The following is a 23,324-nucleotide window of genomic DNA, read 5'->3' as shown; positions in this document are numbered from 1 at the left end:
GGCCGACGGGGGGTCGGACGGGGGAATCCGGACGCCGATCTCGCGGGACACCGCGCGGCCGTCGAAGGCACCGTCGCACGGTCTGCATACACTGACCGGCCGAAACGAGTAGTTCGGCCGGTCCCGGCAGGAAGCAGAGACGACAGGTGACAGAAGCGATCCTCCTGGTCGGCGGCAAAGGCACTCGGCTGCGCCCGCTCACCGTGCACACGCCGAAGCCGATGGTGCCGGCGGCCGGGGTGCCGTTCCTCACCCACCAGCTGGCGAGAGCCAGAGCGGCGGGCGTGGAGCACATCGTCCTCGCGACGAGTTATCTCGCCGAGGTCTTCGAGCCCTACTTCGGCGACGGCGCCTCCCTCGGTCTGCACATCGAGTACGTCACCGAGGAGGAGCCCCTCGGCACGGGCGGCGCCATCCGCAACGTGGCCTCACGGCTGCACTCGGGCCCCGACGACCCGGTGCTGATCTTCAACGGCGACATCCTGACCGGCCTGGACATCAGGGCCCTGGTGGACACGCACGAGGCGACCGGCGCGGACGTCTCCCTGCACCTGACCAAGGTGACGGACCCGCGCGCGTACGGCCTCGTCCCCACCGACGAGTCGGGGCGGGTGCTCGCCTTCCTGGAGAAGCCGCAGACGCCCGAGGAGATCGTCACCGACCAGATCAACGCGGGCGCGTACGTCTTCCGCCGCTCGGTCATCGACACCATCCCGGCGGGCCGCCCGGTGTCCGTGGAGCGCGAGACGTTCCCCGGGCTGCTGTCGGCGGGGGCCCATCTCCAGGGCATGGTCGACTCCACCTACTGGCTGGACCTCGGCACCCCCGCGGCCTTCGTCCGCGGCTCGGCGGACCTGGTCATGGGACGGGCACCGTCCCCCGCGGTCCCCGGCCGCTGCGGCGACTGCCTGGTGCTGCCCACCGCGACGGTCGCCCCGCAGGCGAAGCTGACGGGCGGCACCGTGGTCGGCGAGGGCGCGTTCGTCGCCGAGGGCGCCCGGGTCTTCGGCTCGACCATCCTGCCCGGCGCCGTCATCGAGTCCGGCGCGGTCGTCACCGACTCCCTCATCGGCAGCCGGGCCCGCGTCGGCGAACGCTCCGTGCTCACCGGCACGGTCGTCGGCGACGGCGCGGTGGTCGGCCCCGACAACGAACTGCGGGAGGGCGTACGCGTCTGGTGCGACGCCCGTATCCCGGCGGGAGCGGTGCGCTTCTCCTCCGACCAGTAGCGGCGCCCGGCGGGCGGGGGCGCGGCACTCAAGGACCGCGTCCCGGTCCCCCGCGTTCGGTCCACCACGCGCTCACAGCAGCCCGATGTCCACCCGGGGCATCTTCGGGGCCCGGCGCGCGGGCGTGTTGCCGCTGAGCAGGATCAACCGGGCCGCGCGGTGCCGCTGCCCGGCGTAGGGCTCCAGCAGGCGCAGCATCTCCGCGTCGTCGGCGTGCCGGTCGCCCGCCAGCGCCCAGCCGATGATCCCCGGCAGATGCAGGTCGCCGACCGTCACCTCGTCCGCCGCGCCATGACTGCGCTGCACGACCTCCGCCGACGTCCAGGGACCGATCCCCGGCACCACCTGCAGCCGCGCCCGGGCCTCGGCCGCCGGCATCCCCACCGCCTGCTCCAGCCGCGCGGCGACCCGCACGGCCCGCAGCACGGTGGACGCCCGCTTGTCGTCCACGCCGGCCCGATGCCACTCCCAGGAGGGAATCAGCGCCCAGGTCCGGGGCGCGGGCATCACCCACATCGGCCGCTCGCCCGTGCCCGCGGGCCCCGGCGCGGGCTCGCCGAACCTGCGCACCAGCAGCCGCCACGCCCGGTAGGCCTCGTCGGCGGTGACCTTCTGCTCCAGCACCGACGGGATCAACGACTCCAGCACCAGCCCGGTCCGCGTCAGCCGCAGCCCCGGCCGGCGGTGCCGGGCCAGCGCCACCACCCGGTGCCGGGGCACGAACGCGTCCGGCTCGTCGGCGGCACCGAGCAGTTCCGGCAGCCGCTCCAGCAGCCACTCGGCACCCGGCCCCCACGCCTCGGCCGTCACCTCGCCGCCCGCGCCGTGCACCCGCAGCGTCCCGGGCCCGGCGGGCGTACGGGTGGCCCGCCACACGGACCCGTCCCGGGTCGCCCGGAACGTGGGGTCTCCTGGACCCCGCCGCAGCGGACCGAGCACCAGGCCGAGGTCGAGCGGGCCCTCGGGCACCCACCGCCGGACCCGGGCCGGGGCCGTGGCCTGTCTGGGCACCCCGGCGGGTACGGCGACCTCCCCGCCGCGCACGGTCGTGCGCGTGGGCCGCGGGGCGAAGCGTCCTGCCACGGATGAGGTCCTGGGGTGTCGGTGCTGCGGGGTACCGGTGCTGCGGGGTGTCGGTTGCGAGGGCTGTGCCACGGGACTGGGCTGTTCCACGGGACTGGGGCCGCCCTATGAGACTAGGGGAGACCGGGCGGTCCCACGGACACTCACCGCACCTCGATGAACGCCTCCGCGTCCCGCTCCGGCCGCGGCCTCGGCTCCTCCGCCGGATGCCCGACCGCCACCGCGCCCATCGGGTCCCAGCCGGCCGGGAGGTCCAGCACCTCGCGCACCACGTCCCGGCAGAACATCGTCGAAGACACCCAGGCCGACCCCAGCCGCTCCCCGGCCAGCGCGACCAGCAGGTTCTGCACCCCCGCGCCCGTCGCGACCACGAACATCTCCCGCTCGGCGCCGTCGCGCCGCGCGTCCCCGTAGGTGTGCGAGCCGTCCATGACGAGGCACGGCACGACCAGGTACGGCGCGTTGCGCAGCACGTCCCCGCGCCGGACCCGCTTGGCGACGGACTCCTCGCTCTTGCCGTCCCGGCGCAGGTCCGCGATCCAGGCGTCCCGCATCGCGTCGAGCAGCCTGACGCGGGACTCCTCCGAGTCCAGCAGCACGAACCGCCAGGGGGTGGTGTGGTGCGGGGCGGGCGCGGTCACGGCGGCGGCCACCGCGCGGCGGACGGCGCCGCGGTCCACGGGTTCGTCGGTGAAGGCCCTCACGGTACGGCGCTGGGTGACGGCCTCGCGCACCGCCTCGGACGTGCCGAGCCGGAACATGTCGTCCCGCGCGGTCCGCACCAGCGCCCGCGCTCCCTCGCCGTGCTCGGCGGTCACGGCACGGGCCAGCCCGCGCACCACGGCGACCGGCCGTCCCGCCGCCTTGCCCTTGACCAGGTCACCCGCGGCGGCCAGCTCGTCGGCGGTGGCGACGACGGTGGCGCCGAGCGGATTGCCGTACGCGTCCGTGCCGCCGCGCAGATCGTCCAGCACCCGCACCCCGGCCGCGCCGATCGCCACATCGGTGAGTCCCGCGCGCCAGGGCCGCCCGAAGGTGTCCGTGACGACGACGCCGACGTCCACGCCGAGCGTGTCGCGCAGTCCCTCGCGGATCGCGCGCGCGGAGGCGTCCGGGTCCTCGGGCAGCAGCAGCACCGTCCCGGCGGGGGTGTTGGAGGCGTCGACCCCGGCGGCGGCCATGACCAGGCCCTGCCGGTTCTCGACGATGCGCAGGGCGCCGCGCCGGGCCACCACCCGCACGGTCTCGGCGTCGATCGCGGCCTCGCGGTCGTCGGCCCGGACGATCCGGCCCTCGGCCTTGGAGACGATCTTGGAGGTGACGAGCAGCACGTCCCCGTCGGCCAGGCCGGGGTCGGCCGCGGCGATCAGCTTGGCGAGGTCGTCGCCCGGCTGCACCTCGGGGATCCCGGACAGGGCACGGACCGTGTACTCCGGGCGCTCCTCGCTCATGCCCCCCGCACCTCCTCGGCCAGCGCCAGGGCCTCCCGGGCCATCTGCGCGGCCGCGTCCAGGTCGGTCATCATCAGGGGCACGGCCCGGCAGCGGATCCCGTCCGCCTCGACCCGCTCGACCACGCCCGCGTCGACGGTGTCGACCAGCCAGCCGTCCAGCAGCCCGGAGCCGTAGTGCTCGGCCACCGCCGCCGCCGTGGACTCCACGCCGACCGCCGCGAGCACCTTGTCGGCCATCCCGCGCACCGGCGCGTCCCCGACGATGGGGGAGAGGCCCACCACCGGCACGCCCGCCTCCGCGATCGCCTCCCGGATGCCGGGCACGGCGAGGATCGTGCCGATGGACACGACCGGGTTGGACGGCGGGAAGAGGATGACGTCCGCCCCGGCGATGGCCTCGAGGACCCCCGGGGCGGGCTTCGACTGCTCGGCGCCGACCGGCACGACCGCCTCGGCCGGGACCGAGGCGCGCAGCCGCACCCAGTACTCCTGGAAATGGACCGCCCTGCGCTCGCCGTCCAGATCGACGGCCACATGGGTCTCCACGCGGTCGTCGGTCATCGGGATCAGCCGCACGCCGGGCTTCCAGCGCTCGCACAGCGCCTCGGTGACCGCGCTCAGCGGATAGCCGGCGCCGAGCATCTGCGTCCGCACGATGTGCGTGGCGAAGTCCCGGTCACCGAGTCCGAACCACTCGGGTCCTACGCCGTAGGCCGCCAGTTCCTCCTTGAGGTGGAAGGTCTCGTCGGTCCGCCCCCAGCCCTGCTCCTCGTTGATGCCGCCGCCCAGCGTGTACATCACCGTGTCGAGGTCCGGGCAGACCTTGAGCCCGAAGAGGTGGATGTCGTCGCCGGTGTTGCCGATCACCGTGACGTCCGCGTCCGGCACGGCCCGCTTCAGACCGCGCAGGAAACGGGCACCACCGATGCCGCCTGCCAGAACCACAATGCGCATGCGCCAAGTCTGGCAGGCGGGTACGACAAAGTGTCAGGCAGTCACCGGCCGCGCCTCGCAGTGCGGCGCGGTGGCCGTGTGCATCGGCATCTCGGTCAGGCCCGGGTGGTAGACGTGCAGGCTGACCGCCGGCTCCAGCGCGTCGTTCACCACCTCGTGCACGTATCCCGGCGCGAAGACCCGCTGCGCGCCGTGCGGCAGCGCGCGTGTGCCCCGCCGGGTGTGCTCGGTGAGGGTGCCCTCCAGGACGGTCAGCACCCCGGAGGAGCGGCCGTGGTCGTGCCGCCCGCTGCCCTGTCCGGGCACCCAGGACAGCAGCCACACCTCGTAGCCGGGACCGGTGCGCAGCCAGTGGTACCAGCGGGTGGTGGCGTCGTAGCGGACGAGGTGCGCCCACTGGGAGCGGTCGGCGGCGATCTCGCGGGCCAGGCCCACGAACTCCGCGACGGTCGCCGGGTGCTCGCGCGGCGGCTGGAGCAGGTGCGGGACTTCGAGGATGTCGCCGGCGATCTGGAGGTCGCTGTCGCTGTTCATGGAGGTGGTTCCTCGGCGGAAGAGTGGGGTGCCCTGGACGGGGGCTCTGCGAAGGAGGAAGCGGTCGGGCCCTGGGGACTCGACGCGGCCGGAGCGGTGGCTCGAAAGGAGCGGTGGCTCAACAGCCGGAACAGCGACAACAGCTACAGCGGAGCAGGGCAGCACCGTGGGACCCGGCGGTGCGGGTCGAGGCGGATGCCAAGTTCGCGAGCATGCCCACTAGGACAGCGGTTCACACCCGCACTGTCAACTCGGCGTCCGATATGTGGCATATGTTTCACCTCATCCGGTTCATCTGTCAGGTGAAAGGTTTGTTCACCCGGAACCCGGGACACATGGCGCACATCCGAGCGCACAAGCGGGCGCGGAACGCGATCGAACGCAGGGGCGTCCTTCTTCGTACAGAGGTTTGTACGGGGTCGGTCGCCCTTGCGAACGTCGTTGGCGTGTCAAGGTTTATGGCGATTTGAACACTTTCCGCATGGCCTTGGTTCCGCAGAGTGAATAACGGGCTCAATAGCAGATCTCGGCTTGACTCGCCCGGAGCAGCACACTTGTAATTTCACTCGTGTCGTTCAGCCGAAATCGGTAACGGCCACGCACGGGGACGTGAAGACAGACGAGGGGCGCACATGACCGAGCTGGTGCAGCAACTGCTGGTCGACGACGCGGACGAGGAACTCGGCTGGCAGGAGCGCGCGCTGTGCGCCCAGACCGACCCCGAGTCCTTCTTCCCCGAGAAGGGCGGCTCCACCAGAGAGGCCAAGAAGGTCTGCCTCGCCTGCGAGGTGCGCTCCGAGTGCCTCGAGTACGCCCTCGCCAACGACGAGCGCTTCGGCATCTGGGGCGGACTGTCCGAGCGCGAGCGCCGCAGACTCAAGAAGGCCGCCGTCTGACCGCGCGGAGACCGACCTGCGGACAGCGGAAACCGACAAACTTCGCGAACGGCCCGTCGCCGGTGGGTTATCCACAGGCGGCGGGCCGTCGACATGGTCAGCCGATAGTGTGGGCGCTCGTCCGAGACGCCCCGCTGTCCCCTCGGGGCACAGGCGTCCACCGCAGTCCATCGAACCGGGGCCCGTACCTCGATGTCCGTGCACAGCCACAGCCATGCGGCAGCCCAAGACGGCGCTGCCACCCCTGAGTTCCCGCGTCATGTGGTGACGGCGGTCCTCGTCTCCCACGACGGCGCCCGCTGGCTGCCCCACGCGCTCGCCGGGCTGCTCGGCCAGGAGCGCCCCGTCCAGAACGCGGTGGCGGCCGACACCGGCAGCGCTGACGACTCCGCCCGGCTGGTCACCGAGGCCCTCGGCGACGACCGGGTGCTGCACCTCGCCCGGCGCACGGGCTTCGGCCAGGCCGTCGAGGAGGCGAGCCGGATCGCCCCCGCCCTCGGCCCGGACGAGCTGCCGTACCTCAAGCGCCCCAGCGGCTGGGACCCCGTCACGCGCAGCTGGCGCGACGACGCCTACGACCTGCCCGAACTGCCGCACGGCGAACCCGTGCAGTGGCTGTGGCTGCTGCACGACGACTGCGCACCCGAGCCGGACGCCCTCGCCCAGCTGCTCCGGGTCGTCGACAACGAGCTGGAACTGGGCCGCGACGACGTGGCGGTCGTCGGCCCCAAGCTGCGCGGCTGGTACGACCGCAGGCAGCTGCTGGAGGTCGGCGTCTCGGTAGCCAACTCCGGCCGCCGCTGGACCGGCCTCGACCGCCGGGAGCAGGACCAGGGCCAGCACGACCACGTCCGCACCGTGCTGTCCGTCTCCACCGCGGGCATGCTCATCCGCCGCGACGTCTTCGAACAGCTCGGCGGCTTCGATCGCAGGCTGCCCCTGATGCGTGACGACCTCGACCTGTGCTGGCGCGCCACCACCGCCGGCCACCGCGTCCTGGTCGCCCCCGAGGCGGTCGTCCGGCACGCCGAGGCGGCCTCCCGCGAGCGCCGCACCGTCGACTGCGTGGGCCGCACCGCCGCCTCCCCGCACAAGGTCGACAAGGCCGGCGCCGTCTACAGCCTCCTCGTCAACACCCGCGCCGCCGCCCTGCCCTGGGTGCTGTTCCGGCTCCTGCTCGGCACCTTCGTCCGCACCCTCGCCTACCTGGTCGGCAAGGTCCCCGGACAGGCCGTCGACGAGATCCGCGGCCTGCTGGGCACTCTGCTGCGGCCCGAGCGGATCCTCGCCGGGCGGCGCCGCCGCGGACCCGCGCGGATCGACAAGGGCGAACTGCGCCCGCTCTTCCCGCCGCCCGGCGCGACCGTCCGCGCCACCGTGGAACAGCTCGCGGGCAACTTCTCCAACAGCTCGGACACCGACACCTCCTCGGCCGGCCGGCACGGCGGCGCCGTCGAGTCCGGCCCCGGCGGCGACGACGCCGACTTCCTGGAGATCGAGCAGTTCGCCCGGCTCAAGCGGATCGCCCGCAAGCCCGGCCCGGTGCTCTTCCTGGTCCTGCTGCTGGTCTCGCTCGTCGCCGGCCGCGCCCTGCTCGGCGGCGGCGCGCTCTCGGGCGGCGCCCTGCTGCCCGCCCCGGCCGGCGCCGGCGACCTCTGGTCCCGCTACCTGGACGCCTGGCACCCGGTGGGCGCCGGCGGCACCCCCGCCGCGCCCCCCTACCTCGCCGTCGTCGCGAGCCTCGCCTCCCTGCTGTTCGGCTCCACCGGACTCGCGCTCACCGTCCTGCTGATCGGCTCGGTGCCACTGGCCGGTCTCACCGCCTACTTCGCCTCCCGCCCCCTGGTCACCTCCCGGCTGCTGCGCGCCTGGGCGGCCATCGCCTACGCCTTCCTGCCCGCGGCCACCGGCGCCCTGGCCGGCGGTCGCGTCGGCACCGCCGTCCTCGCCGTCCTGCTGCCCCTCATCGCGCGCGCGGGCGTCGCGGCGAGCGGCCTCACCCACGCCTCCGGCGCGCGCGGAAGCTGGCGCGCGACCTGGGCGTACGCGCTGCTGCTGACGGTCACCACCGCGTTCACGCCGATCGTCTGGCCCATCGCCCTGCTCCTCGGCCTCGGCGTGCTGGTCCTGCGCCGCGGCGACCTCGTCGCCCACGGCCTGCGCTTCCTCGTCCAGCTCGGCACCCCGCTGCTGGTCCTCGCCCCGTGGTCACTCACCCTGCTGCCGACCGGCTTCTTCAAGGAGGCGGGGCTGCCCTACGGCGCCTCGTCCGCCTCCGCGCTCGACCTGCTCGGCGCGAGCCCCGGCGGCCCCGGGACCGTGCACGGCCTGATGCTCATCGGCATCGTCCTGGCCGCCCTGGCCGCGCTGCTGCGCTCCGAGCGCCGGCTGGGCATCCTGACCGCCTGGGCGGTCGCCCTGGTGGGCCTCGTCTTCGCCGTCCTGTCCAACCACTCCACCTGGGCCGGACCGGCCACCCTCGTCTACGGCATCGCCCTGCTGGCCGCCGCCGCGCTCGGTGCCGACGGGGCACGCGCGCGCGTGGCCGAGCAGAGCTTCGGCTGGCGCCAGCCGGTCGCCGCCCTCATCGCCTTCGCCTCGGCCGCCGGCCCCCTGCTGGTCGCCGCCGGCTGGATGCTCGGCGGCGCCGACGGCCCGCTGGAGCGCCGCGACCCGGTGCAGGTGCCCGCGTTCGTCGCCGAGGACGCCGCCACTCGCGACCAGGCCCGCACCCTGGTCCTGGACAGCGACTCCGGCGCACACGTGCGCTACACCCTCGTCCGCGGTTCCGGCGGCCGTATGGGAGACGCCGAACTGGCCGCGGCCGACGGGGAGAACGCGCGCCTCGACAAGGTCGTCGCCAACCTCGTCGCCGGGTCCGGCGCCGACCAGTCGGGGCAGCTCGGCGGCTTCGCCGTCCGCTACGTCCTCGTCCACAAGGGCGCGCCCCGCGAGGTCACCCGCGTCCTGGACGCCACACCCGGACTGAGCCGGCTCAGCCAGCAGGACGGCAGCGCCCTGTGGCGCGTCGACCGGCAGGTCTCGCGGGCCACCATCGTGCCCGCCGGCGGATCGGGCGCCGCCCTGCCGGTGGCCGCCGGGCCGGTGGAGATCCACACCACCGTCCCGTCCGGCCCGGGCGGCCGCGTACTGCGCCTGGCCGACGCCGTCTCCGACGGCTGGACGGCGACCCTGGACGGCAGACCGCTCACCCGCACCACCGTCGACGGCTGGGCCCAGGGCTTCCAGCTGCCCTCCACGGGCGGCACCCTGGACGTCGTCCACGACGACCCGATCACCCACACCGCCTGGCTGTGGGCGCAGGGCGCGCTCGCCGTCGTCCTCGTGGTGCTCGCGCTGCCCGGCCGCCGCCGTGACGTCGACGACGACCTCCCCGAGGAGCAGCCGCTGCCCGTCCAGGCCGCCGCCGGCGAGGGCCGCCGCGCCCGCCGGCTGCGCGCGCAGGCCGAGGAAGCCGCCGTCGAGGACCGGCAGGACCCCGGTGCGGTGCCCGCTCCCGGGCACGAGCAGGAGCAACAGGCACCGGCCGTCGTCCCGCAGCAGCAGTCCTACGGCGACTGGGAGTACACGGGCGCCGAGTACGGCGGCTACGGCGACGGCCAGTACCAGGACGCCGGGCAGTACCAGAGCGCCGGCTACGACCAGCAGGCGTACCAGCCCGACCCGTACCGGTCCGGCCAGGCGGGGCAGTACGACCCCTACGCCTACGGCACCGGCGCGGAGGAACAGGCGCCGTACGACCCGACGGCGTACCAGCAGGGCTACGACCCGGCCCAGCACCCCTACGGCACCGGCAGTGAGCGCCCCGACGGGAGCCAGCAGTGAAGCGCACCACCCTGTCCCTGATCGCCGGCACGACGGCGCTGGCCGCCGTCACCGCCTTCGCCGGGGGGGGCGCGCCCGCGCGGGCGGGCGCGGGGGGGGGGGCGGGGGGGGGGGGGCGCCCCCGCGCTGGCCACTTACAAGNCCCCCCCCCCCCCCCCCCCCCCGCCCCCCCCCCCCCCCCCCCCCCCCCCCCCCCCGGCGCCGCCCGGGCGGCCGCGGAACTGCCCGTGGAGCGCACGAGCCTGCTGTGCCCCGCGCCGAGCGTCTCCGACATCGCCGACACGTCGTACACCTCGTTCACCCCCGTCACCAAGGGCACGACGGGCAGCGGCAAGGCCGAACTCCAGGCCGCCGCCGGGCAGTCGGCCGACGGCACGGGTGACGGCACGACGGGCAAGGGCAAGACGGGCAAGGGCAAGAAGAAGGCCGCCGAGCCCGTCCTCGCGCCGAAGGCGCCCGGCACGCCCGCCACCGGCGACACCTCCGGCGCCGACGCGCCCGCGCTGGTCGGCACGGCCGACGGGAAGTTCGCCCCGGGCTGGACCGTCCAGGAGACCACCGAGGTCGCCGCGGGCACCGGCCGCGGCCTGCTGGGCGTCAACTGCACCGCCCCGGACACCGAGTTCTGGTTCCCGGGCGCCGCCACGTCCGCCGACCGCACCGACTACGTGCACCTCACCAACCCGGACGACTCCGCCGCCGTCGTCGACATCGAGCTCTACGGCAGGAACGGCGCCATCAAGTCCGCGGTCGGGGACGGCTTCACCATCCCGCCGCACGCCGGCAAGCCGGTGCTGCTCTCGACGCTCACCGACGAGCGGCAGACCGACCTGACCGTGCACGTCAGCGTCCGCAGCGGACGGGTCGGCGCGGCCGTGCAGGCCCTGGACGACAAGGTCGGCGGCGACTGGCTGGCCGCCGCCGCCGATCCGGCCGGCAGCCTGGTCCTGCCCGGCATCCCGAAGGACGCCACCGACGTCCGCCTGATCGCCTTCACGCCCGGTGACGCCGACGCGGACCTGAAGGTCCGGCTGGCCTCGCCCGACGGCCTGATCACCCCGGCCGGCAACGAGACCCTGCACGTCAAGTCCGGCATGACGACCGCCGCCGACCTCGGCGCCGTCACCCGCGGCGAGGCCGGCTCCCTGGTCCTCACCCCCACCGACCGGTCGGTGCCGGTCGTCGCGGCGCTGCGGGTGGTCCGCGGCAAGGGCGCCAAGCAGGAGACCGCGTTCATCCCGGCCACGGCGCCCGTCGGCACGCGCGCGACCGCGGCCGACAACAGCGGCAAGAGCACGACGCTCTCCCTGACCGCCCCCACCGCGACGGCGACGGTCAAGGTCACCGCGTCGGCGGGCAGCGGGGGCGGTGCCCCGGTGACGAAGACCTACACGATCAAGTCGGGCACCACCCAGGACGTCGCTGCGCCGGCCCCGACGTCCGGCAAGGGCACGTACGCGCTCACGGTGGAGACCGTCTCCGGCGGCCCGGTGTACGCCGCCCGCACCCTGTCGGCCACGGAGGCCGGAATCCCCGGCTTCACCATCCAGACGCTCCCGAGCGACCGAGGCCTGGTGGCGGTGCCGCAGGCGGACGAGGACCTGGCGGTCCTGCAGAAGTAGGCGGCCCGGGGCGCCGGGGCCACGTCCCGGCGCCCCGGGCCGCGTCCTAGTCCTCGCCGTAGCGGGGGTCCACGGTCTCCGGCGTGAGCCCCAGCAGCTCCGCCACCTGCTCCACGACCACCTCGTGCACCAGCGCGGCCCGCTCGTCGCGCCCCTTGGTCCGGATCTCCACCGGCCGCCGGTACACCACGACCCGGCCCCGCCGCCCCTCGCGCGCGGGCACGATCCCGCCGAGCGGCACCGCCTCGTCGCTCCACGCCTCGGTGCCGCGCCCGTCGAGCCGGGGCACCTCGAGCACGACGAAGTCGATGTCGGCGAGCTGCGGCCACCGCCGCTCCAGGCGCTCCACGGAGTCCTGCACCAGGTCCGCGAACACCTCGGCGCGGCTGGCCGCCAGCGGCACCTGCGGCGGCGCGATCGGCCCCCGCATGCCCCGGCCGTGACGATCACGGCGACGGGGCCCGGGGCCGGCGGCACGGGGCGGTACACGGTTGTCCATCACTGGTGAAGCGTAGTCCCAGCACGCCGCGCCCGCCCGGCCCCACGCGGCGGCCGGCCACCTGACCGCTCCTGTCACGGGATGACCATTCCGGCCAAGCTCTGGCTCGATTCCGTAACCCCCCAAGACCGGCGAACTCAAGGCAATTGACGGTGTTTGTACCGAGTCATGACCGAAGGAAGGGCCGCCGAAGATCACTCGCGGTGCCGTCCCCGCAGGTCAACAGCCCTTGTCCACAAGGGGGTGTGGGCTGTTTCACAACCCGACACGGTGGAGTGACCTGGGGGAGAGTCGTCGCGGCCCGCTCAAGAGTGCGGTACCGTCCAACGTCGTGAGCCCTGTACGTCGCTGTTCGCGCACCGCCTGCGGCCGACCCGCCGTCGCGACGCTGACGTACGTCTACGCCGACTCGACCGCGGTCCTCGGCCCGCTCGCCACCTACGCCGAACCCCACTGCTACGACCTGTGCGCCGAGCACTCCGAGCGCCTCACCGCCCCCCGCGGCTGGGAGGTCGTCCGCCTGCTCGACGGATCGGCGCCCGCGCGGCCCAGCGGGGACGACCTGGAAGCGCTCGCCAACGCCGTGCGCGAGGCGGCCCGCCCCCAGGAGCGGGCGGCCGGGGCGGGCGGCGGAGCACGCGCCGCTGACCCCATGGAGGTCGCCCGCCGCGGCCACCTGCGCGTCCTGCGCTCCCCGGACAACTGAGCCGAGTCCGGAGGCGTTCGGCGTCCGGGAGTCCACTTTGGTGTCCGCACACCCGAGCCTTACCCATGACGGGTAGTTTGTGGGCACCCATAGGACTTTCAGGAGGGTTGGCCGTGGCTGCTGATCTGTCGCAGATCGTGAAGGCGTACGACGTACGCGGAGTGGTCCCGGACCAGTGGGACGAGTCGCTGGCCGGCCTCTTCGGCGCCGCCTTCGCCGAGGTGACGGGCGCGGCGGCGATCGTCGTCGGCCACGACATGCGCCCCTCGTCCCCGGGCCTGTCCCGCGCCTTCGCGCTCGGCGCCGCGGCGCGCGGCGTGGACGTCACCGAGATCGGCCTGTGCTCGACGGACCAGCTGTACTACGCCTCGGGCGCACTGAACCTGCCCGGCGCGATGTTCACGGCCTCCCACAACCCGGCGCAGTACAACGGCATCAAGATGTGCCGCGCCGGCGCCGCCCCCGTCGGCCAGGACACCGGCCTCGCCCAGATCCGCGAACTCGCCGAGCGGTGGCTGGAGTCGGGCGCCCCGGAACCGGCCGCCGAACCGGGAACCCTCACCACCCGCGAGACGTTGGACGACTACGCGGCGCACCTGCGCTCCCTCGTCGACCTGACCTCCATCCGCCCCCTGAAGGTCGTCGTCGACGCCGGCAACGGCATGGGCGGCCACACCGTGCCCACGGTCTTCGCCGGACTGCCCCTGACCCTCGTCCCGATGTACTTCGAACTGGACGGCACCTTCCCCAACCACGAGGCCAACCCGCTCGACCCGGCCAACATCGTGGACCTGCAGAAGCGGGTCCCCTCGGAGGGCGCCGACCTCGGCATCGCCTTCGACGGCGACGCCGACCGCTGCTTCGTCGTCGACCAGAACGGCGACCCGGTCTCCCCCTCCGCGATCACCGCGCTGGTCGCCGCCCGCGAGCTGGCCCGCAACGGCGGCACGGGCACCGTCATCCACAACCTGATCACGTCCCGCACGGTCCCCGAGGTCGTGAAGGAGAACGGCGGCACCCCCGCCCGCACCCGCGTCGGCCACTCCTTCATCAAGGCCGAGATGGCCCGCGCCGGCGCGATCTTCGGCGGTGAGCACTCCGCCCACTACTACTTCAAGGACTTCTGGAACGCCGACACCGGCATGCTGGCAGCCCTGCACGTCCTCGCGGCCCTCGGCGGCCAGGACGGCCCCCTGTCCGCCCTCGTCGCCCAGTACGACCGCTACGCGGGCTCCGGCGAGATCAACTCCACCGTCGCCGACCAGGCCGGCCGCCTCGCCGCGATCCGCGCCGCCTACGAGGGCCGCCCCGGCATCACCCTCGACGACCTCGACGGCCTCACGGTCTCCGCCGCCGACTGGTGGTTCAACGTCCGCCCGTCCAACACCGAGCCGCTGCTGCGCCTGAACGCGGAGGCGAAGGACGAGGCGACCATGACCAAGGTCCGCGACGAGGCGCTGGCGATCATCCGCGGCTGACGCCGATCCTCCGGCGCGGCCCCGGCCGACCCCGCCACCCGGCCGCGCCGGCGGTAACCTGACCAGCACATCAGCAAAGCCGTACCCGCCCCCGAAGGGACACCCCATGCCGCTCGAAGCCGGCCTCCTGGAGATCCTCGCCTGCCCGGCCTGCCACGCCCCCCTCAAGGAGCAGGACGCCGAGCTGATCTGCACCGGCCAGGACTGCGCTCTGGCCTACCCCGTCCGTGACGGCATCCCGGTCCTGCTCGTCGACGAGGCCCGCCGCCCGGCCTAGGGCCTGTTGCGAAAGGGGTCCGCTGCCGTGCGACGCCCGCACGGCCGCCCTTCGGGCGACGAGGCCACTTTCGCAACGGGCCCCAGGGCCTGCGTGGCGGCCCTGGGGCCGCCACCGGCGTGACGACGGGGCGCCCAGTCGCGCCCCCGCGCCAGACACCCCCCGAACAGGACCCCGGCGAACCGGAGGCTGCCGCCCATGCTCGACGAATCGCTGCTCGACAGCCCGGAGGGCCTCGGCGAGGCCGACCGCCGGGGGCTCCTGCGCGGCGCGGCCGAGGCCGGCGCCCGCGTGCGCACCGCGGCCCGGCACGCCTCCGAGGCCGGCGTCAAAGAGCTCAAGCCCGACGGCCGCCCCCGCGCCGTCCTGATCGCCGGCCCCGGCGCGGCCGCCACCCACACCGCCGACCTGCTCGGTACACTCGCCGGCCCCGGCAGCCCCGTCATCCGGCTGGCGCCCACCGGCGTCGCCCCGGCCGCGGGCGCCCTGCGCTGGGAACTCCCGGGCTGGGCCGGCTCGGTCGACCTGCTCCTGATCGCCACCCCGGACGGCACCGAACCCAGCCTCTCCCTGCTCGCCGAGCAGGCCTACCGCCGCGGCTGCTCGGTCGCCGCCGTCGCCCCGGCCGGCACCCCGCTCGCCGAAGCCGTCTCCGGCGCCCACGGCATGCTCGTCCCGATGGCGACGGCACCGTACGACCAGGAGGAACCGCTCGCCGCGTCCTCCCCGGGCGTCTTCTGGGCCCTGCTCACCCCGCTGCTCGCGCTCCTCGACCGCATCGGACTGCTCACCGCGACGCCCGACGCCATGGAGAAGGTCGCCGACCGTCTGGACCACATCGCCGAACGCTGCGGCCCCGCCATCGCGACGTACAGCAACCCGGCCAAGACCCTCGCCGCCGAACTCGCCGACTCCCTGCCCGTCGTCTGGACGGAGGGCACCTCCGCCGGGCCCGCGGGCCGCCGCTTCGCCGCCGCCCTCGCCGAACTGGCCGGCCGCCCCGCCGTGGTGGCCGAACTCCCCGAGGCGCTCGCCGCGCACAGCGCCCTGCTGGCCGGCCCCCTCGCGGCCAGCGCCGACCCCGACGACTTCTTCCGCGACCGGGTGGAGGAGCCGCCCGCGCTGCACGCGCGCGTGGTGCTGCTCCGCGACCGCCCCATCGGCGGCCTCACCGCCGCCCCCGCCGCCCGCGACCTGGCCCTCAGCCACGACACCCCGATCAGCGAACTCGAACCGGAGGAGGGCGGCGACCTGGAGACCCTCGCGGAACTGATCGCCGTCACGGATTTCGCCGCTGTTTACCTGGCGCTCGCTTCCGGGGCCTGATCTTGGCTCCAGGTCGGACGTCCCGGGGCCGCCCGGGACGCCCGACCCGCGCCCACCACCGGACCGTGAACCGGCGACGGCGCCGGCCCAGCAGCGTACGTACGGAGACAGAGAAACCACATGGACCGCCTCGACAACACCATCCGCCCCTACGCCTGGGGTTCGCCCACCGCCATCCCGCACCTCCTGGGCGTCGAGCCGACCGGCGAACCGCAGGCGGAGATGTGGATGGGAGCCCACCCGGGCGCCCCCTCGCGCACCGCGCGCGGCACCCTCGTCGAGGTCATCGACGCCGGCCCCGAGCGCGAACTGGGCGCCCCGGCGGTCGCGAAGTTCGGCCCGCGACTGCCGTTCCTGCTCAAGATCCTCGCCGCGGGCGCGCCCCTCTCCCTCCAGGTGCACCCCGACCTGAAGCAGGCCCAGGAGGGGTACGCCGACGAGGAGCGGCGCGGTGTCCCCCTCGAGGCGCCCCACCGCAATTACAAGGACGCCAACCACAAGCCCGAACTGATCTGCGCGCTCACCGAGTTCGACGGCCTGTGCGGCTTCCGCGCCCCCGCCGCGACCGCCCGCCTGCTCGACGGGCTCGGTGTCGACTCCCTGAAGCCGTACGTCGACCTGCTGCGCGCCCACCCCGAGGACGCCGCCCTGCGCGAGGTCCTCACCGCCATCCTCAGCGCGGACCCCGGGGAGATGGCCCACACGGTCGCCGAGGCCACCGCCGCCTGCGCCCGGCTCGGCGGCGACTACGCCCCCTACGCCGACCTCGCCCACCACTACCCGGGCGACCCCGGCGTGATCGCCGCCATGCTCCTCAACCACGTCCGCCTGCAGCCCGGCGAGGCCCTGTTCCTCGGCGCCGGCATCCCGCACGCCTACCTCAACGGCCTCGGCGTCGAGATCATGGCCAACTCCGACAACGTCCTGCGCTGCGGCCTGACCCCCAAGCACGTCGACGTCCCCGAACTGCTGCGGGTGGTCCGCTTCGAGGCCCGCGACGCCGGCGTGCTGCGCCCCGAGGCCTCCCCGGACGGCGAGGAGGTCTACGAGACGCCGATCGACGAGTTCCGGCTCTCCCGGTACGCCCTGTCCGAGGGCGGCACCCCCCACGACCTCACCCTGGACACCCCGCAGGTCCTGCTCTGCACCGCCGGCTCCGTCCAGGCGGGCGAACACCGGCTCGCCCCCGGCCAGTCCGTCTTCGTCCCGGCGGGCGAGAAGGCCGAGGTCCTCGGCGCGGGCACGGTCTTCCGCGCCACCGTGATCGTATGACCGCGGCCGCTGACACCTGAGGCACCGCCGCACGGCCGGACTGCAACAATGGCCCACCGGCAAAGCACGGGCAAAGACGGGTACACGCCTGGACGGCGTAGACACACGGGCGAAGGGACAACGCGGACTCATGAGCGCGTCAGGCGGTACCAGGGCGATCGTGGCGGCACTCGGCGCCAACCTCGCGATCGCGGCATCGAAGTTCGTGGCGTTCGCGTTCAGCGGCTCCTCGTCGATGCTCGCCGAGGGCGTCCACTCGCTCGCCGACTCCGGCAACCAGTTCCTGCTGCTGATCGGCGGCAAGAAGGCCCAGCGTGAGGCCACCCCGCAGCACCCCTTCGGCTACGGCCGCGAGCGGTACATCTACGCCTTCCTCGTCTCCATCGTCCTCTTCTCGGTCGGCGGCATGTTCGCCATCTACGAGGGCTACGAGAAGATCAGCCACCCGCACGAGATCGAGCGCTGGTACTGGCCGGTGGGCGTGCTCCTTTTCGCGGTCATCGCCGAGGGCTTCTCCTTCCGCACGGCCATCAAGGAGTCCAACGAACTGCGCGGCAAGCTCTCCTGGTCGCAGTTCATCCGCCGGGCCAAGGCGCCCGAGCTGCCCGTCGTCCTCCTGGAGGACTTCGGCGCCCTCATCGGCCTGGTCCTCGCCCTCGTCGGCGTCGGCCTCGCCGTGCTCACCGGCAACGGCGTCTGGGACGGCATCGGCACCGTCTGCATCGGTGTCCTGCTGGTGCTGATCGCCCTGGTGCTCGCCGCCGAGACCAAGTCGCTGCTGCTCGGCGAGGCCGCCGGCATCGCGGAGGTCGAGAAGATCGAGACCGCGATCGTCGACGGCGACACCGTCACCCGCGTGATCCACATGCGCACGCTCCACCTCGGCCCCGAGGAGCTGCTGATCGCCGCCAAGATCGCCGTCCGGCACGACGACACCGCCGCCGAGGTCGCGAAGGCCATCGACGCGGCCGAGGCCCGCATCCGCGCCGCCGTCCCCATCGCCCGCGCCATCTACCTGGAACCCGACATCTACAGCGAGGCCGAGGCCGCCAAGGGACCGGACCCGGAAGCCACCCCGGGCGGCCCCACCCCGCACCCGACCGGCCACTGAGCCCGGCCCCCCGTTCACCCGGAACGACGCGAACCGTCCGGAGGCGGACTGGGGGCCGCACCGTCCTGCGGTGTAGCTTGGGGTGGAGCCAGACGTCGCTGCTGATGGCGGTCGGGCGGTCCGCGTGCGGACCGGCCGAGGGAGAGAGGGCCTCCGACGGACTGCGCTGCGCGTACGTGGGCATGCCTGTGTCCTCTTCCCGGGCACCCCTGTGTCCGCCGCCGCGCAGACCAGCCGTACCCACCCTCGACCCAATCCCGAGGAGCAGCTCGCAATGACGACTGTCGACAACCGACAGGACTTCAAGGTCGCCGACCTCTCCCTGGCCGACTTCGGCCGCAAGGAGATCACCCTCGCCGAGCACGAGATGCCGGGCCTGATGGCGATCCGCAAGGAGTACGCCGAGGCCCAGCCGCTCGCCGGCGCCCGCGTCACCGGCTCCCTGCACATGACCGTGCAGACCGCCGTCCTCATCGAGACCCTGGTCGCCCTCGGCGCCCAGGTCCGCTGGGCCTCCTGCAACATCTTCTCCACCCAGGACCACGCGGCCGCCGCCATCGCCGTCGGCCCGAACGGCACGCCCGACAACCCGCAGGGCGTCCCGGTCTTCGCCTGGAAGGGCGAGACCCTGGAGGAGTACTGGTGGTGCACCGAGCAGGCGCTGACCTGGCCTGACAGCCCCACCGGCGGCCCCAACATGATCCTCGACGACGGCGGCGACGCCACCCTCCTCGTCCACAAGGGGGTCGAGTACGAGAAGGACGGCAAGGTCCCCTCCGTCGACACCGCCGAGTCCGACGAGCACCGCGTCATCCTCGAACTCCTGCACCGCACCATCACGGACGGCTCGCAGAAGTGGACCCAGCTGGCCTCCGAGATCCGCGGGGTCACCGAGGAGACCACCACCGGCGTCCACCGCCTGTACGAGATGCACCGCGACGGCACCCTGCTGTTCCCGGCGATCAACGTCAACGACGCCGTCACCAAGTCGAAGTTCGACAACAAGTACGGCTGCCGCCACTCCCTGATCGACGGCATCAATCGCGCCACCGACACCCTGATCGGCGGCAAGACCGCCGTCGTCTGCGGCTACGGCGACGTGGGCAAGGGCTGCGCGGAGTCCCTGCGCGGCCAGGGCGCCCGCGTGATCATCACCGAGATCGACCCGATCTGCGCCCTGCAGGCGGCGATGGACGGCTACCAGGTCACGACCCTCGACGAGGTCATCGACAAGGCCGACATCTTCGTCACCACGACGGGCAACAAGGACATCATCATGGCCTCGGACATGGCCAAGATGAAGCACCAGGCGATCGTCGGCAACATCGGCCACTTCGACAACGAGATCGACATGGCCGGCCTCGCCAAGATCCCCGGCATCGTCAAGGACGAGGTCAAGCCCCAGGTCCACACCTGGAAGTTCCCCGACGGCAAGGTCATCATCGTGCTGTCCGAGGGCCGCCTGCTGAACCTGGGCAACGCCACCGGCCACCCCTCGTTCGTGATGTCCAACTCGTTCGCGGACCAGACCCTGGCCCAGATCGAGCTGTTCACCAAGCCCGACGCGTACCCGACCGACGTCTATGTGCTGCCCAAGCACCTCGACGAGAAGGTCGCCCGCCTCCACCTGGACGCTCTCGGCGTGAAGCTCACCACGCTGCGCCCCGAGCAGGCCGCGTACATCGGCGTCGAGGTCGAGGGCCCGTACAAGTCGGACCACTACCGCTACTGAGTCCGAAGGTCGGCAGATCCGCCGAGGCAGGCCCCCGCACCCCCGTGCCGGGGGCCTGCCCCTTTGGTCCCTGGTTCGGTCTCCGGCCGGACCAGCCCGTCAGAACCCAGGACCCCCATGCCCCGCGGCCGCTATTCGCTCCACGATCCGCACGACCACACCCCCCTCGCACAAGAGCACTTCCAGTGCGCCCCCGGTCCGTCCGGCTGGCGCTACGTCTCACAGCTGACCACGCCCACGGGCGATCACCGCGGCTCCGTCGACCTCGCCCTGGACGAACTCGGCCGCCCCATCCGCCTGGAACTCCACGCCGGCGGCTGGCAGGTGCGCGGCGCCGCCCTCGACGGCGTCACCTGGGTCCGTACGGACCCCACCGGCACCCATGCCACCGAAGGCAATGTGCGCGCCCACGCCTTCACCGGCACGTCCCCCGCGTTCCTCGTCGCCACCGCCCGTCTCTTGCGCCTCACCCCCTCCTCGGCCGCGACCCGCGTACGTCTCGTTGCCTTCACCGAACCGGTCCTCGCCCCACTCACCGTGGACCAGTCCTGGGCCTTGGTGGACAGCGAAACACACGCCACTGACAACGGCCCCCTGACCGTGGACGAATACCAGGTCACAGCCCTGGACACGGGAGAACAGCACACCGTCCACCTCGCCGGGGACGTGGTCCTGGCCGCGCCCGGGATCGAACTGGAGGACCTCCGGTCACCGCCGTCCGCCTTCGACCGGCCGGACCTCGGCTGAGCCGGACCCCGCTGCGCTACGCCGGCGGCACGAAACCGGTGGAACCCGGACCCGGAGCCGCACCCCTCCCCTGGTCCGGCGACGCCTCGTCCCGCTGGCCCGCGACCTGCCGCGCCCCGGAACCCCGAGACCACCGTGACGCCTCACTCTCGGGCTGAGCCGGGTGAACGGACTCGGCGAACGGGGCGAAGGACTGAGCGGGCTGAGCGGGCTCGGGCTCGGCGGGCTGGGCATGGTGCGCGGGGTCCTGCGGCCGACCCGGCGCCTGGGGCTGATACGCCCCCGCCTCGTAGGCACCCGCCGGATACGCGCCCGCAACGGCCGCCCGGCCCGCGAACGCCTGCCGCGCCTCACGGGCCTGCCGCTCGTGGACCACGGCCGCGAGGAACGCGGCGGGGTGCACACCCTGCGGCGGGTGAGCGCCGGTACGAGCCGTGAGATCGGCCGCCAGCCGCTGCCCCATGTCCCAGGACACCTGGGGATCGAGCTGCGGCATCCGCGTCAGGTACTGCCGGACGGCCAGCCACAGCCCATCCGGTACGGCCGACAGATCGAGCTCGGTGAACCGCCCCGCCAACCCCGGCGGAGGAGGAGGCACGACACCCACCCGCCCCACGGGGATCCGCTCGCGTACGACCAGCGTGCCCGCGAACACGTCCCCGAGCCGCCGCCCCCGAGCGGACACCAGCGAGGCGATGCAGGCCACGACCCCGAACGTCATCAGGATCTCGACCACCCCGATGGCACCCCGCACCAGCGCGTGCCGGAACCGGATCGGCCCCCCGTCGTCCCGGACCACCCGCAGCCCGAACACCAGCTTTCCCAGCGAGCGCCCGTGGCTGAGTGTCTCCACCGCGATCGGAGCGCCGACCAGCACCAGCAGGAAGGCCGCGATCGACAGTGCGACCTGCGCCGCCTCGTCCAGCGAAGCGGTCGCCGCCACCAACGCCACGGTCACCGCTATGTAGGCGACCATGGCCACGACCAGGTCGAGCAGCACCGCCAGCGCCCTGCTCGGCACTTTCGCGGGCCGCAGTTCGAGCGCCACCGCCTCACCGGTCACCAGCTCACTCACGCCCGCCGCCCTTCCCCTGATCTGCCCCTTGGACCGCAAGTCTGCCAAGCTGAGGGCGCATCGCGCGCCAGTAGGACAAGCTGACAGGATCACGAGCATCCACGACGTGCAGTGGACCACCAGTCGAGGAGCAGGCAGACCCCATGGACGTGGACGTCTTCGTCGCCGCACACCGTGCCGAATGGGACCGCCTCGACGCCCTGCTCCGCCGTCAGCGCCGCCTCAACGGAGCCGAGGGCGACGAGCTGGTGGCGCTCTACCAGCGCACGGCCACCCATCTCTCGCTCATCCAGTCCAGCGCCCCCGACCCGCAGCTCACCGGCCGGCTGAGTCAGCTCGTGGCACGCGCGCGGGGGGCCGTCACCGGTAACCGCCGCGCGTCATGGCGGGACGCCACCCGCTTCCTGCTGGAGGGGTTCCCCGCCGCCGTCTACCGCGCGCGCCACTGGTGGGTGCCCACCGCGCTCGTCTCTACCGCCGTCGCGATCCTGCTGGGCTGGTGGATAGGCACCCACCCGGAGGTGCAGTCGACCATCGCGGCCCCCAGCCAGCTGCGTGAGCTGACCCGTCCCGGCGGGGAGTACGAGACCTACTACTCGAGCCACCCCGCGGCCTCCTTCGCCGCACAGGTGTGGACGAACAACGCTCAGGCCGCGGCGATGTGCCTGGTCCTGGGCGTCTTCCTGGGCCTGCCGGTGCTCTGGATCCTCTTCGAGAACATGCTCAACCTGGGTGTCGGCATCGGCCTGATGTCCTCCGCCGGCCGGCTCGACACGTTCCTCGGCCTGGTCCTCCCGCACGGTCTGCTCGAACTGACCGCCGTCTTCGTCGCCGCCGGCACCGGCCTCCGTCTCGGCTGGACCCTCATCGACCCCGGTCCCCGCACCCGGCGCGCCGCACTCGCCGAGGAGGGCAGGGCCGCGGTCGGCATGGCCATCGGCCTCGCGCTGGTCCTGTTCGTCTCCGGAGCCATCGAAGGCTTCGTCACCCCCTCCGGCCTCCCCACCTGGGCTCGCATCGGCATCGGCGTGGTGGCGGAGGCGGTGTTCCTGACCTACGTCTATGTCCTGGGCGGCAGGGCGGTGCGGAGCGGCCAGACGGGTGATCTGGAGGCGGCTGGACGCAGCTCCGCCGTGCCCACGGCAGCCTGATGTGCGTCGGGCCCTCGTGAGCTGCTAGTCTCCTCTTCGCCCCGCAAAACCTGTTGACACAGGCGGAGTGGGGAGGTAGATTCAATGAGTTGCCTAGAACTGGACAAGTTCAGGGCTGATCGTTAAGATCTATCTGCTCCCCGAGAAGTCGCTACTGCGGTTCCACGGAGCACACCCCGATAACTACTCAGAAATGACCGGCCGGTCAGACCGGCTAAAAACTTCTGATAAAGTCGGAACCGCCGGAAAGGGAAACGCGAGAGCGGAAACCTGGAAAGCACCGAGGAAATCGGATCGAGAAAAGATCTGATAGAGTCGGAAACGCAAGACCGA

General features: G+C 73.3%; 18 protein-coding genes and 1 pseudogene. 13 read left to right on the top strand and 6 right to left on the bottom strand.

Going from position 1 to position 23,324, the window contains the following annotated elements:
• Window positions 1-146 precede the first annotated feature (146 nt).
• Window positions 147-1,229: an NDP-sugar synthase gene (locus tag V7E45_RS32870; RefSeq protein WP_333777893.1), complete on the top strand. Its 1,083-nt coding sequence runs from the start codon at window positions 147-149 to the stop codon at window positions 1,227-1,229.
• 72 nt (window positions 1,230-1,301) lie between these two features.
• Here V7E45_RS32870 and V7E45_RS32865 read toward each other — a convergent pair whose 3' ends face one another.
• From V7E45_RS32865 to V7E45_RS32850, 4 genes are all read right to left on the bottom strand, one after another.
• On the bottom strand, window positions 1,302-2,312 hold the full coding sequence (locus V7E45_RS32865) for a DNA-3-methyladenine glycosylase family protein (protein WP_333777892.1): 1,011 nt from the start codon (window positions 2,310-2,312) through the stop codon (window positions 1,302-1,304).
• Window positions 2,313-2,455: 143 nt separating this feature from the next.
• Window positions 2,456-3,763 (bottom strand): coenzyme F420-0:L-glutamate ligase, encoded by a 1,308-nt coding sequence (locus V7E45_RS32860; protein ID WP_333777891.1) that lies wholly within the window; start codon window positions 3,761-3,763, stop codon window positions 2,456-2,458.
• Window positions 3,760-4,719: a 2-phospho-L-lactate transferase gene (gene cofD, locus V7E45_RS32855; protein ID WP_020940439.1), complete on the bottom strand. Its 960-nt coding sequence runs from the start codon at window positions 4,717-4,719 to the stop codon at window positions 3,760-3,762. The genes V7E45_RS32860 and cofD overlap by 4 nt, the downstream gene beginning before the upstream one ends.
• 33 nt (window positions 4,720-4,752) lie before the next feature.
• On the bottom strand, window positions 4,753-5,253 hold the full coding sequence (locus tag V7E45_RS32850; protein WP_333777890.1) for a cysteine dioxygenase: 501 nt from the start codon (window positions 5,251-5,253) through the stop codon (window positions 4,753-4,755).
• Between the two features lie 632 nt (window positions 5,254-5,885).
• Between V7E45_RS32850 and V7E45_RS32845 the strand changes: the two genes are divergently transcribed.
• The 3 genes and pseudogenes from V7E45_RS32845 to V7E45_RS32835 form a co-directional block, all read left to right on the top strand.
• Entirely contained in the window at window positions 5,886-6,149 is a 264-nt protein-coding gene (locus tag V7E45_RS32845; RefSeq protein ID WP_003975777.1) for a WhiB family transcriptional regulator, read from the top strand.
• 192 nt (window positions 6,150-6,341) lie between these two features.
• Window positions 6,342-9,995 (top strand): glycosyltransferase family 2 protein, encoded by a 3,654-nt coding sequence (locus tag V7E45_RS32840; RefSeq protein ID WP_333777889.1) that lies wholly within the window; start codon window positions 6,342-6,344, stop codon window positions 9,993-9,995.
• A gap of 197 nt (window positions 9,996-10,192) precedes the next feature.
• A pseudogene (locus V7E45_RS32835) lies at window positions 10,193-11,617 on the top strand (DUF5719 family protein); the annotation flags it as partial.
• Between the two features lie 46 nt (window positions 11,618-11,663).
• Here V7E45_RS32835 and V7E45_RS32830 read toward each other — a convergent pair.
• Complete coding sequence (locus tag V7E45_RS32830) at window positions 11,664-12,047, bottom strand: metallopeptidase family protein (protein ID WP_333777888.1); 384 nt, start codon at window positions 12,045-12,047, stop codon at window positions 11,664-11,666.
• A gap of 349 nt (window positions 12,048-12,396) precedes the next feature.
• Here V7E45_RS32830 and V7E45_RS32825 point away from each other — a divergent pair, with 349 nt between their 5' ends.
• From V7E45_RS32825 to V7E45_RS32790, 8 genes are all read left to right on the top strand, one after another.
• Window positions 12,397-12,822 carry a DUF3499 domain-containing protein gene (locus V7E45_RS32825; protein ID WP_333777894.1) on the top strand — a complete coding sequence of 142 codons (426 nt, stop codon included), beginning with the start codon at window positions 12,397-12,399 and terminating at the stop codon, window positions 12,820-12,822.
• Between the two features lie 113 nt (window positions 12,823-12,935).
• Window positions 12,936-14,300, top strand: coding sequence for a phosphomannomutase/phosphoglucomutase (locus V7E45_RS32820; RefSeq protein ID WP_333777887.1), 1,365 nt, complete (start codon window positions 12,936-12,938; stop codon window positions 14,298-14,300).
• Between the two features lie 106 nt (window positions 14,301-14,406).
• Window positions 14,407-14,577, top strand: coding sequence for a Trm112 family protein (locus V7E45_RS32815; RefSeq protein ID WP_333777886.1), 171 nt, complete (start codon window positions 14,407-14,409; stop codon window positions 14,575-14,577).
• A 198-nt stretch (window positions 14,578-14,775) separates the two neighbouring features.
• Entirely contained in the window at window positions 14,776-15,903 is a 1,128-nt protein-coding gene (locus V7E45_RS32810; RefSeq protein ID WP_333777885.1) for an SIS domain-containing protein, read from the top strand.
• A gap of 120 nt (window positions 15,904-16,023) precedes the next feature.
• Entirely contained in the window at window positions 16,024-17,175 is a 1,152-nt protein-coding gene (gene manA, locus V7E45_RS32805) for a mannose-6-phosphate isomerase, class I (RefSeq protein ID WP_333777884.1), read from the top strand.
• Between the two features lie 130 nt (window positions 17,176-17,305).
• Window positions 17,306-18,286, top strand: coding sequence for a cation diffusion facilitator family transporter (locus V7E45_RS32800; RefSeq protein ID WP_333777883.1), 981 nt, complete (start codon window positions 17,306-17,308; stop codon window positions 18,284-18,286).
• 274 nt (window positions 18,287-18,560) lie between these two features.
• Window positions 18,561-20,018 (top strand): adenosylhomocysteinase, encoded by a 1,458-nt coding sequence (ahcY, locus tag V7E45_RS32795; protein ID WP_333777882.1) that lies wholly within the window; start codon window positions 18,561-18,563, stop codon window positions 20,016-20,018.
• 117 nt (window positions 20,019-20,135) lie between these two features.
• The gene (locus tag V7E45_RS32790) at window positions 20,136-20,765 is read left to right on the top strand and encodes a hypothetical protein (protein WP_333777881.1); all 630 of its coding nucleotides are present in this window, start codon (window positions 20,136-20,138) and stop codon (window positions 20,763-20,765) included.
• A gap of 16 nt (window positions 20,766-20,781) precedes the next feature.
• On the opposite strand, the gene V7E45_RS32785 is transcribed toward V7E45_RS32790, so the two are convergent.
• A complete protein-coding gene (locus tag V7E45_RS32785; protein WP_333777880.1) occupies window positions 20,782-21,840 on the bottom strand; it encodes an RDD family protein in 1,059 nt (352 codons plus the stop codon).
• A gap of 143 nt (window positions 21,841-21,983) precedes the next feature.
• Between V7E45_RS32785 and V7E45_RS32780 the strand changes: the two genes are divergently transcribed.
• Window positions 21,984-22,991, top strand: coding sequence for a stage II sporulation protein M (locus V7E45_RS32780; RefSeq protein WP_333777879.1), 1,008 nt, complete (start codon window positions 21,984-21,986; stop codon window positions 22,989-22,991).
• Window positions 22,992-23,324: the final 333 nt, after the last annotated feature.

This window comes from Streptomyces sp. IBSBF 3136 (assembly GCF_036815105.1).
Classification (GTDB): Bacteria; Actinomycetota; Actinomycetes; order Streptomycetales; family Streptomycetaceae; genus Streptomyces.
This window is presented reverse-complemented; position numbering and strand designations above follow the sequence as displayed.

Bases quoted from the DNA above. Each gene is read 5' to 3' on its own strand.
- V7E45_RS32860 (WP_333777891.1), bottom strand. From the start codon at position 3,763: ATGAGCGAGGAGCGCCCGGAGTACACGGTCCGTGCCCTGTCCGGGATC.
- cofD (WP_020940439.1), bottom strand. From the start codon at position 4,719: ATGCGCATTGTGGTTCTGGCAGGCGGCATCGGTGGTGCCCGTTTCCTG.
- V7E45_RS32850 (WP_333777890.1), bottom strand. From the start codon at position 5,253: ATGAACAGCGACAGCGACCTCCAGATCGCCGGCGACATCCTCGAAGTC.
- V7E45_RS32845 (WP_003975777.1), top strand. From the start codon at position 5,886: ATGACCGAGCTGGTGCAGCAACTGCTGGTCGACGACGCGGACGAGGAA.
- V7E45_RS32840 (WP_333777889.1), top strand. From the start codon at position 6,342: ATGTCCGTGCACAGCCACAGCCATGCGGCAGCCCAAGACGGCGCTGCC.
- V7E45_RS32830 (WP_333777888.1), bottom strand. From the start codon at position 12,047: ATGCGGGGGCCGATCGCGCCGCCGCAGGTGCCGCTGGCGGCCAGCCGC.
- V7E45_RS32815 (WP_333777886.1), top strand. From the start codon at position 14,407: ATGCCGCTCGAAGCCGGCCTCCTGGAGATCCTCGCCTGCCCGGCCTGC.
- V7E45_RS32810 (WP_333777885.1), top strand. From the start codon at position 14,776: ATGCTCGACGAATCGCTGCTCGACAGCCCGGAGGGCCTCGGCGAGGCC.
- manA (WP_333777884.1), top strand. From the start codon at position 16,024: ATGGACCGCCTCGACAACACCATCCGCCCCTACGCCTGGGGTTCGCCC.
- V7E45_RS32800 (WP_333777883.1), top strand. From the start codon at position 17,306: ATGAGCGCGTCAGGCGGTACCAGGGCGATCGTGGCGGCACTCGGCGCC.
- ahcY (WP_333777882.1), top strand. From the start codon at position 18,561: ATGACGACTGTCGACAACCGACAGGACTTCAAGGTCGCCGACCTCTCC.
- V7E45_RS32790 (WP_333777881.1), top strand. From the start codon at position 20,136: ATGCCCCGCGGCCGCTATTCGCTCCACGATCCGCACGACCACACCCCC.
- V7E45_RS32780 (WP_333777879.1), top strand. From the start codon at position 21,984: ATGGACGTGGACGTCTTCGTCGCCGCACACCGTGCCGAATGGGACCGC.